Here is an 18,333-nt window from a genome sequence, read left to right on the forward strand (position 1 = left end):
CCCTCCCGGGACGGGGGCGGTCACATGGTCTCCCTGACGAACGCGGGAATCCGCAGGTGGTCGGGCAGTACCAGGCCGAGCGGCAGCGCGGCGGCGAACGCGGCGGCCTGGGCGCCGTACATGCGGCGCAGCCGGATCCGCGCGGATGGGGCGAGCGTGTCGATCGCGGCGACGGCCGCCGGCAGGTCCTCGAAACGCGGGACGGTGGCGGTGACGAGCATCGCGAAGCGCACCAGGCCCGCGCCCTTGGCCTCCTCGCGGGCGCTCTGGTCGGCGGCGGCCACGGCCACGGTGTCGCGGGCGGCCGCGTTGACGCCGCCGATACGGAAGCGGGCGTCCTTGCGGTCGCGCTCGACGAGGCGGGCGGCGCTACCCGGATCGTACGGCCGGTACAGCAGCGAGACCCGCTTGCGCGCGACGTCGCGGTGCGGGGCGAGCAGGTCGGTGAGCACCGGGGCGAGCACCTCGCCCCTGGGGGCCTCGCTCATCGCCCAGGTGACCGAGATGCCGGAGTCGTGCCGATAGTGGTCCCAGGACTCCTGGGCGGCGGCCGGGCCGATCTGGTCCCAGGGCTGGGCGACCGGCTCGCCTCCCGACCTGGCCGCCTCCAGCAGCCGGTGGCTCGCGGGGTCGTACGCGATCCTGATCGCCTCCGCGATCTCGGCGCTGGTCATGGGACGGCAGGCGCCCGCGCCCGCCATGCTGAGCCCGGCGGTCAGTCCGGGCAGGCGGGTGGCGATCTCGCGGGTCATGGCCTCGGTGGTACGGGGCCGGCCGCCGCCGCGCGGGTTGGCCGCGTACGTGACGGCGATCCGGGTGGAGACCTGCGCGGAACCGGCGGGATAGGTCCGTACGACGTCGTTCAGCACGGCCGCCGCCAGGTCGGGGGCGTCGGGCGAGAGGTTGTCGGCCACCTCGCGCCGCAGGCGGGTGCCGAGGTCGGGCGCGGTCTCGACGGTGACGGTGGCGGCCACGAGCGACGGCTCGTACGCCAGGCCCGCCAGCCACTGCCCCCAGTGCGCCACCCAGGTGTCCACCTGGTCGCCGTCGACCAGCGCGGCCCCCTCGACGGACGCCTCGAACACCGCCGTGTAATGCCCCGTCGCCGGCACCACGATCAGGCCGAAGTCCCGGCCGCGAGAGTCCTTGGCGTCCAGGACGTGCGAGGCCGCGGCCAGGCCGGGAAGCTGGAAGGCGCCACGGTGGGTGAGGCCGAGCGGCCCCGACCGGTACAGGTGCCGCCCGCTGCTGCGGCCGCGCAGCCACGACAGGCGGGCGACGGCGATCTGCAGCCCGGTACGCCCGTGCCGGTCGCGCAGCAGCAGCATCGGCGCCAGCACGAACGCGAGCACGGCCGCGAGGACCAGCGCGGCCCGCAACGAGACCATCATGGTGATGACGCAGGCCACCAGGCCGCCGAGCAGCAGCAGGGTGCCCAGCAGGCCGAGCTCGCCGATCCCCGGGCTGGCCGGGCGGCGCCAGTTGCCGTAGGTGCGCTCGGAGTCAGCGGTCGCCATCCGGTTCTCCTTCTCGTAGGGGTGTGCCGCCCGCGGTGGCGGCGGCCGCCTTCCTGATCGTCGGGGCGCTCGGGGCCTTGCCTCGAGAGTCGCGGGGGTCGGTCGTGGGCCGCGCGCCCGTCGGCCCCGCCGGGCGCACCGTCCTGCCCGCGTCCATCCCGGGGACGGCGGCGTGGTTCCTCCCGAGCGCGGGCAGGATGCGGGCGCCCGTGGCGACGCCCGCGTACGCCATGGCGGGAACGGTATCGCCGCCGCCTCGGCTGACCGCGCCGACCACCGGGGCGAGCAGCCGCATCAGCGCCGGCAGCGCCGCGACCGCCAGAATGATCACCACCAGGCCGGACATCTGCGCGAGCTCCGACGACGGGGTGCCCATCGCGAGGAAGGCGTAGCTGTAGACGGTCGCCGCGGCGGGCTTGTACAGCGCGAACGCGAGCGCCCAGACGGCGATGCGGGTCAGCCAGGCGCGCCCCGCCTCGGTGCCGCTCAGCGCCGCCGCCATCGGCAGCATCCCGACCAGCAGGCCGAGCAGCGCGACGCGCGCCAGCATGAGCATGATCTGCAGGATGCAGGAGACGATCGAGGCCAACGCCAGCACGATCATCAGCCCGGGAGGCAGTGTCACGCTCTGCAGACCGGCCAGCCGGGTGATCGCGGTGCCGAAGTCGTAGCCGAGGCCGGCGCTGTCCAGGGCCTGGCCGATGATCCAGCCGGAGTAGGCGTCACCGGCCTCGACCAGCAGCGACATCGCCGCCGTGCCGCAGCCGGTGACCACCGCGAGCGTGAGCAGGCCCGCCGTGGCCCGCATCGCCGGCTCGGCCCGCCGCCGCAGTGCCAGCCGCCCGGCGGCGATGACCAGGCCGAGCACCGCGAGCAGGCCGACGTACCAGTGCGTACGCTCCTGCAGCCAGGCCACGGGGCCGACGCTGTCGGACAGCACGGGCGCGGCGGCGCTGCTCCCCGAGAACTCGGCCATCATGCTCAGGACCTTGACCTGGGCCTCCTGCAGCGCATCGGCCAGCTCGTGGATCACCCCGCCGCCCGCCGCGCCGTCGGCGGCGCCGCCGGTGCCCGCGCAGACCACGTCGGATCCGGGCAGGTCGCACAGGCTCGTCTCGGGTTCTGGTGACAGCATTCGTACGGTCCTCATCACACCCCGCTCCACGGCACGAACCCCGCCAGCGAGGTCACCGCCTGCACGCTCGGGCTGACCGACCCGTCGGGCTGCAGCCGCAGCCGCCAGTCGCCGTCGCTCCACACCACGGTGACGGTGCTCACCTGGAGCCGCCCGGTGGCGGCGAAGCGGGAGACGAGCTGGACGGTGGCCACCTCGGGCGTGTACGAGGCGATCGCGTACGCGGCGAGCTGGCCCTTGCCGCCGGTGTCGAGCCCGGTGCGCACCTGCCGGCGCTGGGCCACGTAGGCGTCCCTGCCGGGACCCGGCAGCACCTGCGACTCGACGACGCCGCGCCAGTCGTCGGCGAGGACGAACCGGGTGGCGATCTGCCAGGCGGCGATCAGCGCGCCGGTCGGCGTGTGGGCGTAGCAGCGGTGCACGTCGGCCTCCTCGCGGTGCGGGCCGTGCTCGCGTGAGACGGGCTCGGCGACGCCGTGGAAGACCGTCCACGTGACGTCGGCGGGCGGCTGCTCGGGCAGCTCCTGGGAGGCCGTCCCGGGCGTGGCGGGGCACCGGCCAGACCCTGCGGCGGACTGCGGCGAGGACGGGGTGGAGGACATCTGGGGTGTTGAGGGCGTTGAAGGCAGGGAGGGTGTCGGTGGTGCGGCCGCCGGAGCCGGCGGCGGTGACGGAACGGGCGCGCGGGGCGGCGGCCGGTCGGCGGCGGGATGCCGTTCAGTGCGTACGAGCACCGCCACGGCCAGCGCCGCCGTCAGCGCGACGAAGACGGCGGCCGCCCAGAATGCCGTGCCGCGCGAGGTCCGTGGCGCGGCCGGCTCGCTCGGAGGCGGCGGGGCGGACAGATCGGGCGGCTCGGCGGATCGCCGGCTGGTCGACGTCATGACAGCAGGGCGCTCACCAGGCCGGAGGCCGAACCGAGCAGCACGCAGGCGGCCATCACCCAGGCCAGCCCGATCGCGTGCCTGCCGCCCTCGCCACGGTGATGGATCAGCGCCATGCGGGCGGCCACGCCCATCACCCCGGCCACGCACAATCCCGTGACGATCCACGTCGCCCAGCCCAGCGCGGTCAGCAGCTTCTCCGAACCGGGCGGCGGCGTCCCCATGCCAGGGTCGGGGACGCCGGCGAGCACGAGCACATCAGCCAGCAAACGCGTCATGTGGGTCCTCCGGTGTGATCAGTCGCTGAGTAGATCGCCGGCCCCGTGACAATGCGCCGGGGCATCTTCCGGTAAAGGAAATGACAAGGACCGCCTTATTTCTCGGGAACAGATATTTGTGCGGCTGACGCCATCCGAATATCTCGCAGCATCGGCCGTTGACCAGGTAAAACCTTACTGTGCGGAATCGCGCGCGGCCACTAACGACACCTTTCTCGGTGCGGTTCCCGCAATGGCCGCGGGCGGCGAACGAGTATCGATGATCCCGGCTTCGACAAAGGTAAATGGCGGCGACAAGAGAGGCGTTGGGGCGCGTTCGTCATGAATAAGGGTGGAAAGCTGGTCATGGTGGCGACGGCCACATTTCTGGCTCTTGTGATCGGACTGGTGCTGCTGGTGAGCGGCCGGCCGCCTGGGGCGGGGCCGGTGATCTCCCTCCGTCCCGGCAGCGCCCCGGCCGCCTACCAGGCGTGGCTCAGCCGGGCGGGGCAGATGTGCCCGCACGTCAGCCCGCCGCTCATCGCCGCGCAGGTGGAGGCCGAGAGCGGCTGGCGGCCCAAGGCGCGCTCCAGCGTGGGGGCGCAGGGCATGGCCCAGTTCATGCCCGCCACCTGGGCGAGCTACGGCCGGGACGCCGACGGCGATGGCGTCACCAGCCCCGACGACCCCGAAGACGCGATCATGGCCATGGCGCGCTACGACTGTTCCCTGGCCCGCAGGCTCGCCCGGTTGCCCGGGGACACGACGTCCAACATGCTCGCCGCGTACAACGCCGGGCCCGGCGCGGTGGAGCGGCACAAGGGCGTCCCGCCGTACCCGGAGACTCAGGAGTACGTACGCCGCGTCCTCGCCCGCGTCGCCCACTACACCGACACGTCGGTCACGGCGTTCGGCGCCACCAGCTTCGGCGGCGCCGTGGTGGCCACCGCGCTGCGCTGGCTCGGCACCCCGTACGCCTGGGGCGGCGGCGGCCCCAGCGGCCCCACCCCCGGCATCGGCAGGGCGGCGGACGTCGTCGGCTTCGACTGCAGCGGCCTCGTGCTGCACGCCGTCTGGGCCGCCTCGGGCGGACGCGTCCAGCTCCCGCACCTCGCCGCCACCCAGGTGACGGAGTACGGCACCCCGGTGCCCCGCGACCGGCTGCTGCCCGGCGACGTCATCGGCATCGACCACCGCGACGGGCGCGGCATCAGCCACATCGTCATCTACATCGGACGCGGCCAGGTCGTCCACGCGCCACAGACCGGCGACGTCGTCCGCATCTCCCCGCTGACCCGCTTCTCCTCGGCCGCCTGGACCATCCGGAGGTACGCATGAGCCCACGACCCCCGGCGACCCTCGCCACCGCCCTCACGCTCGCGGGCTGCGCCGTCACCGTCGTCGCGCTCGCGGGGTGCTCCGCCATGGGCCCGTCGCCCGCCGAATCCGTGACATCCGGGACCCCGGCGCCAGATGGGGGTGCGGCGCCGACGGCGGGTGCGGGCGCGGCGCCGATGACGGATGGAGGTGCGGCGGCGACGGTTGGTGGGGGCGCGGTGCCGACCGCGGGTGGAGGCACGGCGGCGACGGCGGGTCAGGGCGCGGCATCTGGGGAGACCGGGACCGCCACGCCGGGACCGGCGGGTTCCGGCCGCCCACCGGCAGGGGCCGAACCGGTGGCGCCGGGGCAGCCGTCCGGCGGGGCCGTGATGTTCGGGCCCGCACCCTCCGCTCCTTCGACCGATGGGCCGGCACCGGACGGGACGCCCGCGCGGCCCTCGGCCACGCCTGCGACCACCGCCTCGCCCCTGCCCACCCCCAAGCCGGGATCCATCGACCAGCGCGACGCGGACGCCGTCGGCACCGCCGTACTGACGACCATGTGGACCGTCGACACCACCGTCGACCGGGACCAGCGGGACGCCGCGCTGCGCGCCGCCGGATGGCTGAGCCCGGAATACCTCGCCGAGCTCAGGGACGGCCCGCAGCCCGGTACGGACGCCGCCTGGACCACGTGGGCCGCCCACCGCGCGCGCACCCGCCCGACGCTGACCGAGGGCAGCGACACGCGCCCGCCCGACACCGCGACCCACGCCGACCGGCAGTGGCAGCTCACCGTCACCCCCATCGGCGCGGACGGCTGGCGCGGGCGGCCGCTCGTCATGACCGCGTTCGTCAGCCTGCAGCGGCGGGGGAGCGGCGCGCCCTGGCGCGTCACCTCCGTCACCCTGCGCTGACCCGGGCCACGGGGCTCCGCACTCGGAAAGAAGACGCCCCGGCCAAGAAGGGCGTCCAGACCGAGACGACGCCAGGGCCGCGAAGGCGCGCTCGGCAAAGGCGTCCAGGCCGAGACGACGTGAGGGCCGCGAAGGCGCGCTCGGCAAAGGCGTCCAGGCCGAGACGACGTGAGGGCCGCAGAGCCGCCCTTGGCCGCGAAGGCGCGCTCGGTCGCGAAGGCGCGCAGGCCGTGGAAACGTACAGGCACAAAGCCGTGGAAACGTACCGGCATAAAAGTGCCGTGGCCGGCTCCTCGCGGAACCGGCCACGGCGTCGTCTGGCGTGCGGGCCCTAGCCCTTGCTCACCTCCTTGACCTCCAGCCGCTTGTCGGCCTTGGACGCCATCGGCCGGCGCGTCTCGACGGTGATGTTGTACTCACCGACCATCGCCACCTGCGCGACCGCCTGGTACGTCCCGCGCTGCCCCGGCACCTCGGTCATCACGATGGGACCCTGCCGATGCGACATCGGCATGGACACCATGTCGGTATAGGCGACGACCTCCGCTCTGGTGATCGGGTCGTAGCTGCCGGGCGCGCTCACCCGGGCCATGATCCGTACCTGGAGGTTGCCGACGTGCTCGGCGGTGATGTCGATCGCCGCCTGCGGATGCCCGCCGCTCGCCGGGCCGGGCGTCTGGTGAGACGGGTGAGCGCCGGCCGCATGACCGCCGGCCGCCGGAGCCGGGATGGTCGGCCGCGTGATGAGGAAGCCGATCACCCCGATGCTCAGGGCGAGCGTCATCCCGACGCATCCACCGATCACCAGGCCCTGCCGGAACGGCGTCAGCCCCTCGGGCTTACGCGCCTTCCTGTCCCGGCCCGGAGCCCGGCGCGGGCCGGGAACCTGCGGCACCCCGGCGGGCTGCCGGTCGGTCTGGGCCGGCCTGAGCTTGCTGAGCAGGCTCATCGCGACCGCCTTCCGTGGCTGGACCGCCCGCTCTGGCCGGCCGCGCCGAACCACGCGTACGGCACCGGCGACTCGATGGGACGCTCGTCCCCATCCCGGACGGGCTCGCGCTCGTCCAGTAGGGGCGTGCGCTCGTCCCGGACGGGCACACGCTCGTCCAGTACGGGCGCCCGCTCATCCTGTCCCGGCGCGCGGAACCTGTCGCCCATCGGCCCGTCGGGCAGCGGCATCAGGTCCGGCCGGAGCTTGCCGTGCACCCGGAAGATGCCCCACTGACCTTGGTTGAGATGGCGGACCAGCACGCCGGAGCGGTACAGGTAGTCGCCAGGACGGTGGCGGAACCCGCCGGCACCGCCGGTGCTGCTCGGGTCGACGTAGAAGTCGCCCACCACGCCGGGTACGACGTTGTAGACGCTGCCCGGGTTGAACTTCCCTTGCGAGGCCGTGATCTCCGACTCCGGATCGTTGGGCGACCGGCGCCAGACGTGGCCGTGCAGGGCGAAGCTCGTGGAGCGCGGGTCGCCCACGGCCTGTCCGACTCGGAAGACCGTCCGGTCACCGGCGTACGCCTCGAAGATCGGCGTCGCCGGGTCGCCGTGCACCCGCGAGCTGAAGATCTTCGTGATGTCCTGGTTCCTGAGGTAGCGCCAGACCCAGGGCTCGTTGGTGTAGTTGATCGAGAACTCTCCTTGATCCTCCGGGTCGTCGGCCTGCCTGCTCGGCTGGAGCACGAGGTCGAGGTTGTCCGGCACGGGCTGGCCGTTCCTGCGGAACAGCGAAAGGTCGCTGTTCATCAGCACGATGTTCTCCCGGAAGTCCGGCTTCTCGGGATGCGTGATCACGGCGCTGGTGCCGCTGGCGAGCGGCCGGCCGGTCTTCGGGTCGAGGTACTCGGATCCGGGCTCCTCGATGATCAGCGCACCGTAGAGGCCGTGGTGCAGGTGGTTCTGCACGTCGGCGAAGTCGCGCAGGATCGCCATGCCGGTCAGGTCCCTGGGCAGGTTCCAGTGGTACTGGATGGTCTTTCCTGGCCCCACCGATTTGGGCGGCTTCCCTGGGATGAGCTGCGCGCTGATCGATACCTTGGAGCTCACCGGGAACGGCCTGAAGCCGGGAACGTTCTGCTCGTTCCTGGGCGGGATCTGCAGGCACTGCGGGAAGCGCAGCACGTTCTCCCTGAAGCCGAGCTGTCCCGGCTCGATCGCCTCATGGCAATGCGGCCGCATCTTGCGTGGGTCGAGCTTGTTGGTGAGGTTCACCGTCACGCAGTCACCGGCGTTCGCCCTGATCACGAGGGGTTCTGGCTGTTTCCTCCCTTCGCGTATCGCCCGCTCGTCCTCCGCGAGCGCGTACATGAGGCCGTTCGGATCGTGATCGCCGTTCTTGTTGTAGACGATGTCCCTGTTCATGGCGATGACGTTGAACGTGCGGTTCTGGCCGGTCCGGCACGGCGTCACCGGGCGGCTCTGCAGCCTGCCGGCCCCCACGCCTGCACCGGCGCCCACGCCTGCACCGGCGCCCACGCCTGCACCGGCTCCCGCACTGGTGCCGGCTCCCGCACTGGCGCCGGACCCGAACATTCCGGCGCGGGCCTCGTCCTCGTCGATCGCCAGCTCGGTGTGGCGATGGTGCTTGTCATGCGTACAGGTGTCGCGCGGGAAGTCCGGAAGTTCTGGAATCGGCGCCTTGCCGTTGCGCGGGTTGGAGCACGAGAACAGGCGGAACAGTCCCCAGTCGCCGAGGAACCAGTCGTCCGCGCCCGCGTAGGCGTAGACGTAGTCGTCCACCTCCAGATCGGGTGTCGGCGGTGGTGGCGGATCTTGCGACAGATCGAGATCGAAGTATTCGAGCATGCTGATGTGCTGGGCGCTGATGACGTTCGATCCGGGATCTTGTGGTTCGCGCCGCCATCGGAAATGGTCGAGGTTGAATCCGTGTGACTCCTCTTGCGAGAGCTGGAAGAGCCGGATCTTCACCGGATCGCCGCGGTACGCCTTGATCAGCGGTGTGAACGGATCACCGTGCACCTTGGAGTTGAACAGCAGTGACGGATCCCGGTTTCTGCGGGCCTCGAACGGTTCGAGCCGGTAGTTGATCCCCATGCCGCCTTGGTCGTCGTGGCTCGACGGGAACTTGGCAGGGAAGATCGGCACCCCGTCCGGGGTCTCGAACTTGTCGTCGTCCCGCCTGCGCGGGTCGTTCGGCTGGAACAGCGGGACGTGGTCCTCGATGAACAGCGCGACGTTGCGGTAGTCGACGCCGTCCGTCGGCATGCCGTTGTAGTCGACGGTCGGCTCGCAGTGCACGTCGAAGATCGTGCCCACGACCGCGCGGGTCCTGGCGCCCGGCACATCGGGCACGCAGCCCGCCGGGTGGATGGTCGAGCCGCCGAAGAGCCCGTTCTTCTGATGCACGTTCGGGAAGAAGTGATCGTGGAACGAGTTCGTCTTCGTGTTCTCCTGCACGAAGGTCCGGTAGATGATCGTGTCACCGGGGTCGGCGCCCTGGTCGTAGTTCCACCCGTTGGCGGTGCCGTCGGAGGTCAGCACGTCGAAGTGCACCTTGTGCTGGTGAATGCCGACCTCGTTGGTCTCCTGCTTCCTGTCGAAGACGTTGCCGCCGAATATTCTGGGCAACTCGTTGGTCAGCCGGTATTCCACGCAGTCGCCCACGTTGAGGATGGGCGCGAACGGCTCGGGTTTCTTACCGTTCAGCACCGCCCGTTTGTCGCGATTCAGGACGTAGATCCGTGATTGTGGGATCGTCCATTTCAGCTTGGGGTTGTACACCTGCCTGAGCTGGATGGCCGAGAGCTTGTAGACCTTGTTCACCCCTATGCCCACAGGGCACGGGTCCTGGAAGAACGCGCCCGGCTTGAGCCCGCCCGGGTCGGCCGCCGCCCGCTCAAGCGGGGTCGGCGGGAAGACGCCGTCCTCCGTCCGCGAGGCGACTCCGAGCGGCGGCTTGGGCGCCTTGAAGCCGAAAACGCCAGGAATGAAGAACGGGAAGCCCGGCCGTTCCGGCGTCGGCTCCGGTGGCGGGTTCACGCCAGGGACATTGGGCTGGTAGTCGTGGTCGGGCAATGGGAACAGCCGCAGCGTGGGCGTGCCGTCCGGCTGCCTGCGCGTACCGTCCGACAGCGTCTCCAGCGTGCGGTTGAGCCCCCACATGCCGTCCGCGAAGTGCGGATACAGGTGGCAGTGGAAGATGATGTCGCCGAACGACGCCGGCTTGCCGGAGCTCGCCGACCCCGCGCCGCCCTGGATGATGAGCGGGTAGTGGGCGCCCGGCGAGACCGCCTGCACATCGAGGAGGTTGGTCTTCCTCGTCACGTTGGCGGGATCGCTGATGTTGTCGATGCCGCCCTCGTCGTTCGGGTCGAACATCCAGCGGTTGACGTGCCAGTGGAAGGTGTGGGTCTCCTCCTCGCCGGGTGCCAGCAGCCGGACCTGCGTCGGCTCGCCGCGGTAGTTGCCGATCACCAGGTCGCCGCCGCCGGGGTCGCCGAACGTCCACGAGGAGAGCGAGGTCTCCTCACCGATGCAGCGCTCGGCGTCGAACCCCTGCTCCTCGCGCCTGGCGGCCGGGCAGCCGACCTCCTCGCGGTTGAAGCCGGGCTCGGAGCGGTAGTTGAAGGCGAACCACTCGACCGTGACCGGGATCTTGCCCTGCACCAGCGCGTCGGCGTCGCCACCGCCGAGACCGGGCAGCGTGCCCGCGGTCAGCAGCCTGAGCTGCTGCCTGTTGGGCTCGATGCACGACCTGCCCTCGGACGGCTGCGTGTCACCCTCCTCCTCGTCGTCGCGGCAGAACCGCGTGAGGATGCCGGGCTCCGCCTGCACCTCGTCGTGCATGAACAGCACGTGCTCGCGGAAGTCCTTGCCCTGCCGCCGGATGATGACGGCCTGCGTGCCGGACTCCAGCGGCTCGCCGGTGCGCGAGTCCACCCAGGTCGCCCCAGGCTCCTCGATGATGAACGCGCCGAACGCGCCGAACGCGTGCGAGCCGATGAAGCGTACGTCGCCGTTGCGGTCGATCGGGCGGGTCGACACCGAGGTCCAGTCGGCGCCGTCCTTGAACTGGAACTCACCCTGGATGGCGGCGTGCAGCCGGTACGTGATCGTCTCGCCGGGACGCGCCGTGGAGTCCGGGTTGTTGCCCACCACGGTGCCGTCCGCGCGCTTGACGTCGTAGTCGAGGCCGTCGAAGTGCATCGAGGCGTTCGGGGCCTTGGCCGGGTCGAAGTCGATCTCCGGCACGCTCAGCGCCGGGGCGAACTCACGCGGCTTCGGCGTCACCGTGCCGGGAGGCAGCAGCCGCTCGCCCGGCAGCGTGAAGATCGCGTTGTTGCGGATCTCCTTGTTCAGCGGCGGCGCCGGCTCGTTGAGCCGGTTGGTGAAGTTCACCTTGATGCAGTCGCCCTGGTTCGCCCGCAGGACCAGCGGCTCGATGAGATCGCGCAGCCCGCCCTGCATCGGGTTCGCCGCCTGCGTGTACGTCCGGCGCACCTCGTCGATGTTCTTGTCGAGGACGTACATGCGTCCCTCGGGCACCACGTCGCCGAACCGGTTGAGGAACAGCGGCAGGTTGATCAGCGAGACGTCGAACGTCCTCCACTTCTTCCCCGCGCACGGATGCCGGGTCGGTTGCTGGACTTCGGGCAATCGCTGGGCGATGGCCTCGCTCATCATCCACATCGACCCGCCGGCCACGGCCATCCACAGCGCGGCCGCGGTGACCAGGAGCACCCTGATCGGCCAGGTCTTCTGGCGGGATTTGCGGGTGAGGAAGGCCGCCACGACGACGGCCAATACTAGGAGCGGTATGAAATCGGTGTACGGCGCGTTCAAGCATCCTCCAACCGAATGACCACTGAGTGGTCTGTCCCCCGGGGGATCGTGAAGAGGTCCGGCCAGGGGGAAATGACCGCGTGCACCGCCCGCTACGCGGCCGCCCCCGAGACCTTCCGGCCACACCCGGCGATGCTGCCTGGTCAGGGTATGGGGAGGGATCTTCGCACCCCACCCGACCCGCCGAAGATCGCAGTGCGTGACCCAGAAGTTCGCGTCGTGATACGCAGCTCTTACCTTGGCTGAGATACGCACCCGGGCTTGGTGCGCTCGTGACGTGCGCATGGACTAGCATCGGGCTCCGATCGCGCAGGCGGCAGGAGAGGTCGATCGACATGTCCGGCTCTGGTGAGCGGAGGCGTCTGAGGTGACGGAGGCCGACCTGTCCGAGGCGGGCCGGGTCTTCGGTGAGCATCGCGGCCGGCTGTTCGCGATCGCCTACCGCATGCTGGGCCGGGTCGGCGACGCCGAGGACGTCGTACAGGACGCCTGGCTGCGCTGGTCGGCCGTGGACCCAGGCGAGGTGGCCGACCCCGAGGCGTACCTCGTGCGGGTGGTGACCCGCGTGGCGATCGACCGGCTGCGCAGCGCCCAGGCCAGGCGTGAGGAGTACGTCGGGCCCTGGCTGCCCGAGCCCGTGCTCACCACGCCCGACGTCTCCGAGAAGGTCGCCTTCGACGACACCGTCTCGACGGCCGTGCTGGTGCTGCTGGAATCGCTGTCGCCGCTGGAGCGGGCGGTGTTCGTGCTGCACGAGGCGTTCGGGTACCCGTACACGGAGATCGCCGAGATGGTCGGGCGCAGCGAGGCGTCCGTACGCCAGACCGCCCGCCGCGCCCGCGAGCACGTCGAGCAGCGGCGCGTCAAATACGACACCGACCGGGCCAGGATGGTCGAGGTGACCCAGCGGTTCATCGCCGCGGCGGCGGGCGGCGACCTGGCCGGGCTCATGGCCGTGCTCGCGCCCGAGGTGACGCTGGTCAGCGACGGCGGCGGCAAGGCGCCCGCGCCGCGCAAGGCCATCGTGGGCCTGGAGCTGGTGGCGCGTGCGCTGGTGACGTTCGCGGGCCGCATGCCGCCCGACCCGCGTTCGGAGATCGTGGACGTCAACGGCGGGCCCGGCATCGTCATCTACTCGGGCACGACCCCGGTCGCCGCGGTCACCCTCCACCTGGTCGGCGGGGCCGTGCACACGATCCACCTCATCAGCAACCCGGACAAGCTCGGCGGGCTGGTCCCTGGAAGCTGACAGGCGGCCAGACCGAGACCGTCATCCCTGCGATCTCCGCCCAACGACTTCTACGCCGGCGGCTGGTTCTGGCCGACGAGGCAGGTCAACTGGACGACCTTTCTGTTCTACGGGGCCGACGTCAGGGAGGGCCTGCTCTTTAAGGTCCGGGAGAAGGTCGAACAGCTCGCGGAACTGTCCTCGGCAGGGGAGCACCGGCCAATGGGCCTCTTCATGATCTCGAAGGAGCGGGGGCAGACGCTGAGCTGGGAGGTGCGCGACGGCGTGGTCGACGAAAAGCGGACACCTCAATACGACTGGATGGCGCTGTAGGCGCGAAGGGGCGGCAAGGCGCCCGCGCATGGTCGCCGGTGGGGCTGTGCGCGCCCTTCACGTTCGTCAGCGGCCCCGGTACCCGACCGGCCGGTTGGCCCGCCCGCCCGTACGCGACATCGTCCGCGCCGGGATGGTGAGCCGGCGCGACAGGCGGTAGATCTTGGCGGGGCTGCTCGTCACCGCCTCCTTGTACGCCACCGCCAGCCGTCCCGTCAGGTACCACCGGCCCGGCGAGTCGTCCGGGCGGGTGAACTGGATGACCGCGTCGCGGCGGCCCAGGCTGGTGGGCTGATGAACGTACCCGAACCGGAACACCCCCGGCTTCCTGCCGCGCAGCCTGCGGGCGATGGCGTCGGCGGCGTGCACGGCCGTGGGGATGCCGCTCTGGCAGGTGCCGTGCAGCTCGCCCCACGACTGGCGGACCGCGGCGGCGTCGCCGACGGCGTACACCGACGGGTGCGAGACCGAGGCGAGGGTCGCGTCCACCACCACCCGGCCCCTGTCGTCCACCTCCAGGCCGGACTCGCGCGCCAGCGGCGCGCCCACCACACCGGCGGTCCACAGCAGCGCGTCCACCGGCAGCAGCTCGCCGCCGTCCAGCTCCACCGCCTCCGGCAGCGCCTTCGTCACCTTGACCCCGGTACGCACCTGCACGCCGAGCCGGTCCAGCGCCTGCCGCAGGTAGCCCCGCGCCTTCGGCCCCATCATGGAGCCCGGCTCGTCGCGTCCGAGCAGCACCACCTGGAGCTTCGGGTGGCTCTCCGCGATCTCGGCCGCCGACTCGACGCCGGTCAGCCCGGAACCGGCGACCGCGACCGTGCCGCCGCCCCGTCGGTCCAGCTCGGCCAGCCGCTCGGCGAACCTGCTCGCCGTTTCGGCGGTGTCCAGCGTGTACGCGTGCCCGTCCACCCCCGGCACGCTGGTGTCGGTGACGCCGCCGATCGCGTACACCAGGTAGTCGTAGCCCAGCGTCCGCTCGCCTTCTCCGTCCGCTATGCGCACCTCGCGCTCGTCGGGAGCGATGTGGACCGCCCGGCCGCGTACGAACTCGACCTCGGTGCCGCGCAGCAGCGCCGGGATGCGATGGTCGGCCGGCTCCTGCCCGGTGGCGAGCTGATGCAACCGCAGCCGCTCGGTGAACCGATCCGTCGGATTGACCAGCACCACCCGGGCGCCGGTACGGCGAGTGCGCCTGGCCAGCCGTATCGCACACATGACGCCGGTGTATCCGCCACCGAGCACGACGATCGTCTGATTCGTGGATGCCATCTCGTCCTCCCTTGTGCGGGCGCTAACACCGTCACGGACGGGAGGCCCGGCGCCGAGCGTGAGCCCGGACGCGTGTGAGGTCGATCACACGGAGGAGCGCGGTGACAACGGCGGCTCAGGCGCTGCGGCGGTCAGGGAGTGGCAGGGCCTGCGGCGGGGAGGCCGGAGCCGCCCAGGAGGTCCAGCTCGATCATCTCGGCCGAGCGGACGAGCCGCATCGCCGCGGCGGCCTCCGGGCTGCCGGACACCTGCCGCAGCGAGGCCTTGAGGTCGGCCTCGCTGCGCCAGATCTCCGTCACCCAGATGACGTCGGCCGCGTCGGCCTGCCGGTTGATCAGGTACAGCTCGCATCCGGGGTCGGCGTCGAGCTTGGCGGCGGCGTCGAGCAGAATCTCGGCCAGTTCCTGGGCCCGCCCGTCGTGGGCGACGAACTTTCCGTATCGCGCGATTCTCGTCATGACCGCCGAGCCTACGTTTCGCGCGGCGATCACGCGCGGGCCAGGGCCTCCCGTACGCCGTGGGCGGCGGCTTGGCCCGCTCGTAGGCTACACGTCCGCGACGAACCGCGCCCCCGCCCGCAACACGGCCCGCGCAGCCGGGCGCCGTTGGACAGCAGGTTGTCGCAGCTCACCACCGCGACCGGGCCGGCGCCGGCGGCCGCCCGGCGCGACAGTCCGGCGGCCAGCAGGCCGATCGGGCTCTCCGGCGCGGTGGACTCGTACGCCTTCTCGGTGATCGTCAGTGTGATCACCCGGACCTCGGGGTCGGCGACCTGCCGGAGGACCTCCTCGGGCTCGGTGAGCGCGTGCAGGGTGCGGCGGATGGACGACACCTCGGTGGCGGAGACGTCATCGCCGTCGCGTACGCCTTCGGGCAGCGGCACCCGTCCGCCGGTGAGGATCACCGTGGCAGGTCGATCCGCGGCAGGTCGATCCGCGGCAGGTCGATCCGCGGCAGGTCGATCGCGCCGGCGGAGTCCGTGTCGAGCAAGAGCGTGGCGTGCGGGGTGCGGCGCAGGATCGTGGCGGGGCAGGCGGGTGAGACCGGGTCGTTGAGCGTGGCGGCGATCGCCGCGGCCTTGCGCCGCTCGGGTACGCACACCTGCACCGCGCCGGCGGCCAGCAGCGCCGGGACGGTGAGCGAGATCGCGGTGGCGGGCACCTCATCGACGGTGGCGAAGTGGCCCTCGCCGACCTGCTGCTCGCGAGAACGCAGGTCCAGCGTGATCACCCGGGCCCAGCGGTCGTCGTCGAAGCGCGCCTGATGGGGCTCGTTGAAGGCGAGGTGGCCGTTCTCGCCGACGCCCATGCAGACCAGGTCGAGCGGGAGCGCGCGCAGCTCGGCCTCGTAGCGGGCGCACTCGGCCTCGGGGCCGGCGGCGTCGCCGTCGATGTAGTGGACGGCGGCGGGCGCGAACGGGGCCGCGATGCGCTCCTTGATCCAGCGCCGGAACGAGGCCGGGTGATCGGCGGCGATGCCGACGTACTCGTCCATGTGGAAGACCGTCACCCGGTCCCAGGGGATCTTCTGTTCGCGCAGCGCGTCGGTGAACGCGTACTGGGAGTTGCCCGTGGCGAAGACGACGCGGGCGGCGCCGCGCCGGTCCACCGCGTCCCGGATCGTCGCGGCGGCGCGCTCCGCTGCGGCGGCTCCGAGGTCCGCTTCGCCGGCGTACACCTCGACGGGCAGGCTCTCCGCCGTGAACCGGGCGACTGGCGTGGGCACGTGATCCTCCTCGAGAGGAGGGTACGCCCGGCTACATGCGGCGATCCAGTGGCGGCTGCTGCGCCACCTCGCGCTGCATCGCGCGCCGCTCGTGCCTGATCGCCATCCTGACCGTCCAGTAGACGAGGATGAGGCCGATCACCCCCGGAATGACCCACCACACCAGCATCATGATCAGCTCGGGGAGTCCGATGTTCATGATGTCCTCCTCTTAGGCGAATCGGCCGATCTTCGGCACTTGCACCCTACTCCGGGCGCGCCTAGCGGGTCTTGGGATCGCGGAGTGAGCTCATGGTGTCGATCAGCGTCTGGTGGATGTACTCCAGCTCCGGCGTGCTGAAGCTCGACCAGTCCTCCGCGCCGCCGCCGTCGCCGGGCTCCTCGGACCACGAGCCCTCCCCGCCGGACTCATCGGACCAGCCGGAGGAGGTGGCGGCGGCCGACGGGTCGTGGCGGTACACCCACCACAGGTTCCCCGAGGGGTCCTGGAAGCGGGAGAGCGTCTCGCCGAAGAAGCCGGTCGGGCGGGTCACGATGCGCGCTCCCCGCGCCTGCGCCCTGGCCAGGGTGGCCTCGACGTCGTCTGCGTACACGCGGGTGAACGCCGGCGTGAACGGCCAGCCGGGCTTGCGGTCGGCCACCATCAGCAGCGAGTCGCCCAGGCGGAGCTCGGAGTGCAGGATGAGCCCGTCCGTGTCGAGCGTGCGGGCCTCGGGTACGTCCTTCGCCCCGAACACGTCGACGATGAAGTCGATCACGGTGGCGGCGTCGTCGGTGATGATGAACGGGTTCACGGTGTTCGCGCCGGCCGGCACGTCGGGCATCGCGGTCATGGTGCGTCCTTTCCACGCGACGGGCCGGCCCTTCGACGGAAGGGCCGGCCCTGATGAAGGGATGCACGCATGCTCTCCAGGGGTGCGGCCACTTGATGGCCTCAATCGACCGCAAACTCGGATCGCTCGTGAACGCGCCCCGTTCTTAGATCGGGAAGCCGCCGGTGCGCCACTGCCAGTGGCGGCCGGCCTTGAGGTGGTCGATGACGGCGCGCTGCAGCGCCGTGCGGCGCGGCAACTGGTCGAGCGGCGTGCTCAGCGTGCGGAACACGAACCGCAGCACCTCCACGTCGGCGTCCAGCCCCTCGGGCTCCTTGTACGGCTCCAGCTCGAACATGCTCTGGAACCGCACGATGTTGGAGTCCTCGGGAAGGTACTCGCGTAGCTGCGGGTCGAGCAGCCACGAGCCGCAGGTGAAGGACGTGTAGTGCTCGTCCGGGAAGTGGCGCGGGAAGAACGCCCGGGCCTCGTCGAGCGAGGCGGCGACCGCCTCGGGCGTCAGCGGCCCCGACTCGGGGATGTGCAGGTTGATGGCGCCGTCGCCGCGGTGGAACTGCAACCGGCCGAGCTCGTAGATGCCGCCGCGTACGTGGAGGGTCAGCCATGCCTGCATGACCGGCCAGCCCTCGCGGTTCATGCGCCGGTCGATGGCGAGGTTGCGGCCCAGGTCGGCGAGTGTCGTCCAGGACACCTGCTCGGGGACGCCGTGGTCGCGGTGGTAGTCGAGGACGACGCCGACCAGGGCGAGGTAGGCGTAGACGTACAGGTGCCGCCAGGCGGGCCCGCGATCTCGGGGCAGCTCGGGGCCGGGCACGAGCCAGCCGTAGCCGCCGAGGTCGGCGCGCACCAGGGCGATCGAGCGGTCGAGCAGCCAGCGCAGCTCCGGGGTCCACAGCGGGGAGCCGGGGTCGGGCCAGCCCTCCATGATTTCGGCGGCGTCGTCGGGACGTACGGCGAGGCGTTCGAGGATCGCGGGCGCGTCTGCCTTGTCGGGCAGCGGCGCCGATGGGAGGTCGGCGGCGAGACGGTGCACGCGCTCGACGTCCGCGAGTGGGACCCCGAGCCGGGAGGCGGTGTCGTCAAGATCCACGTGGCCGACTCTACTCGGCCGCG

16 protein-coding genes are annotated in these 18,333 nt (G+C 71.5%); 3 read left to right on the forward strand and 13 right to left on the reverse strand.

Annotation, left to right across the window (positions count from 1 at the left end; all coding sequences use genetic code 11):
* Positions 1-20 precede the first annotated feature (20 nt).
* From AB0K67_RS21280 to AB0K67_RS21295, 4 genes are read right to left on the reverse strand one after another with little or no spacing between them, the layout of a single operon-like run.
* Positions 21-1,517: an SCO6880 family protein gene (locus AB0K67_RS21280; RefSeq protein ID WP_364062576.1), complete on the reverse strand. Its 1,497-nt coding sequence runs from the start codon at positions 1,515-1,517 to the stop codon at positions 21-23.
* Positions 1,504-2,667: a hypothetical protein gene (locus tag AB0K67_RS21285; RefSeq protein WP_364062579.1), complete on the reverse strand. Its 1,164-nt coding sequence runs from the start codon at positions 2,665-2,667 to the stop codon at positions 1,504-1,506. The genes AB0K67_RS21280 and AB0K67_RS21285 overlap by 14 nt, the downstream gene beginning before the upstream one ends.
* Positions 2,667-3,536, reverse strand: coding sequence for a hypothetical protein (locus AB0K67_RS21290; RefSeq protein ID WP_364062582.1), 870 nt, complete (start codon positions 3,534-3,536; stop codon positions 2,667-2,669). The genes AB0K67_RS21285 and AB0K67_RS21290 overlap by 1 nt, the downstream gene beginning before the upstream one ends.
* The gene (locus tag AB0K67_RS21295) at positions 3,533-3,814 is read right to left on the reverse strand and encodes a hypothetical protein (RefSeq protein WP_364062585.1); all 282 of its coding nucleotides are present in this window, start codon (positions 3,812-3,814) and stop codon (positions 3,533-3,535) included. Before AB0K67_RS21295 ends, AB0K67_RS21290 begins: the two co-directional genes overlap by 4 nt.
* Before the next feature lie 321 nt (positions 3,815-4,135).
* Here AB0K67_RS21295 and AB0K67_RS21300 point away from each other — a divergent pair, with 321 nt between their 5' ends.
* Positions 4,136-5,131 carry a transglycosylase SLT domain-containing protein gene (locus AB0K67_RS21300; RefSeq protein ID WP_364062588.1) on the forward strand — a complete coding sequence of 332 codons (996 nt, stop codon included), beginning with the start codon at positions 4,136-4,138 and terminating at the stop codon, positions 5,129-5,131.
* Between the two features lie 338 nt (positions 5,132-5,469).
* Positions 5,470-6,030, forward strand: a complete 561-nt coding sequence (locus tag AB0K67_RS21305; protein WP_364062591.1) for a hypothetical protein — start codon at positions 5,470-5,472, stop codon at positions 6,028-6,030.
* A 331-nt stretch (positions 6,031-6,361) separates the two neighbouring features.
* Here the strand turns inward: AB0K67_RS21305 and AB0K67_RS21310 are convergent, their stop codons facing one another.
* A complete protein-coding gene (locus AB0K67_RS21310) occupies positions 6,362-6,979 on the reverse strand; it encodes a hypothetical protein (protein WP_364062594.1) in 618 nt (205 codons plus the stop codon).
* On the reverse strand, positions 6,976-11,790 hold the full coding sequence (locus AB0K67_RS21315) for a hypothetical protein (protein ID WP_364062597.1): 4,815 nt from the start codon (positions 11,788-11,790) through the stop codon (positions 6,976-6,978). Before AB0K67_RS21315 ends, AB0K67_RS21310 begins: the two co-directional genes overlap by 4 nt.
* A 406-nt stretch (positions 11,791-12,196) precedes the next feature.
* Between AB0K67_RS21315 and AB0K67_RS21320 the strand changes: the two genes are divergently transcribed.
* Positions 12,197-13,078, forward strand: coding sequence for an RNA polymerase sigma-70 factor (locus tag AB0K67_RS21320; protein WP_364062600.1), 882 nt, complete (start codon positions 12,197-12,199; stop codon positions 13,076-13,078).
* Between the two features lie 378 nt (positions 13,079-13,456).
* Here the strand turns inward: AB0K67_RS21320 and AB0K67_RS21325 are convergent, their stop codons facing one another.
* The 7 genes from AB0K67_RS21325 to AB0K67_RS21355 all read right to left on the reverse strand — a co-directional run bounded on the left by AB0K67_RS21325 (position 13,457) and on the right by AB0K67_RS21355 (position 18,310).
* Entirely contained in the window at positions 13,457-14,662 is a 1,206-nt protein-coding gene (locus tag AB0K67_RS21325; protein WP_364062603.1) for an FAD-dependent oxidoreductase, read from the reverse strand.
* Positions 14,663-14,793: 131 nt separating this feature from the next.
* Positions 14,794-15,120, reverse strand: coding sequence for an antibiotic biosynthesis monooxygenase family protein (locus tag AB0K67_RS21330; protein WP_364062606.1), 327 nt, complete (start codon positions 15,118-15,120; stop codon positions 14,794-14,796).
* A gap of 29 nt (positions 15,121-15,149) precedes the next feature.
* Positions 15,150-15,566 (reverse strand): hypothetical protein, encoded by a 417-nt coding sequence (locus AB0K67_RS21335; RefSeq protein ID WP_364062609.1) that lies wholly within the window; start codon positions 15,564-15,566, stop codon positions 15,150-15,152.
* On the reverse strand, positions 15,563-16,387 hold the full coding sequence (locus AB0K67_RS21340; RefSeq protein ID WP_364062612.1) for a glucosamine-6-phosphate deaminase: 825 nt from the start codon (positions 16,385-16,387) through the stop codon (positions 15,563-15,565). Before AB0K67_RS21340 ends, AB0K67_RS21335 begins: the two co-directional genes overlap by 4 nt.
* A gap of 31 nt (positions 16,388-16,418) precedes the next feature.
* Positions 16,419-16,586 carry a hypothetical protein gene (locus tag AB0K67_RS21345; RefSeq protein ID WP_364062615.1) on the reverse strand — a complete coding sequence of 56 codons (168 nt, stop codon included), beginning with the start codon at positions 16,584-16,586 and terminating at the stop codon, positions 16,419-16,421.
* Positions 16,587-16,647: 61 nt separating this feature from the next.
* Entirely contained in the window at positions 16,648-17,220 is a 573-nt protein-coding gene (locus AB0K67_RS21350; protein ID WP_364062618.1) for a VOC family protein, read from the reverse strand.
* A gap of 145 nt (positions 17,221-17,365) precedes the next feature.
* Positions 17,366-18,310, reverse strand: coding sequence for an acyltransferase domain-containing protein (locus AB0K67_RS21355; RefSeq protein ID WP_364062620.1), 945 nt, complete (start codon positions 18,308-18,310; stop codon positions 17,366-17,368).
* Positions 18,311-18,333 lie beyond the last annotated feature (23 nt).

The organism is Nonomuraea sp. NPDC052634, from assembly GCF_040678535.1.
Classification (GTDB): Bacteria; Actinomycetota; Actinomycetes; order Streptosporangiales; family Streptosporangiaceae; genus Nonomuraea; species Nonomuraea fastidiosa.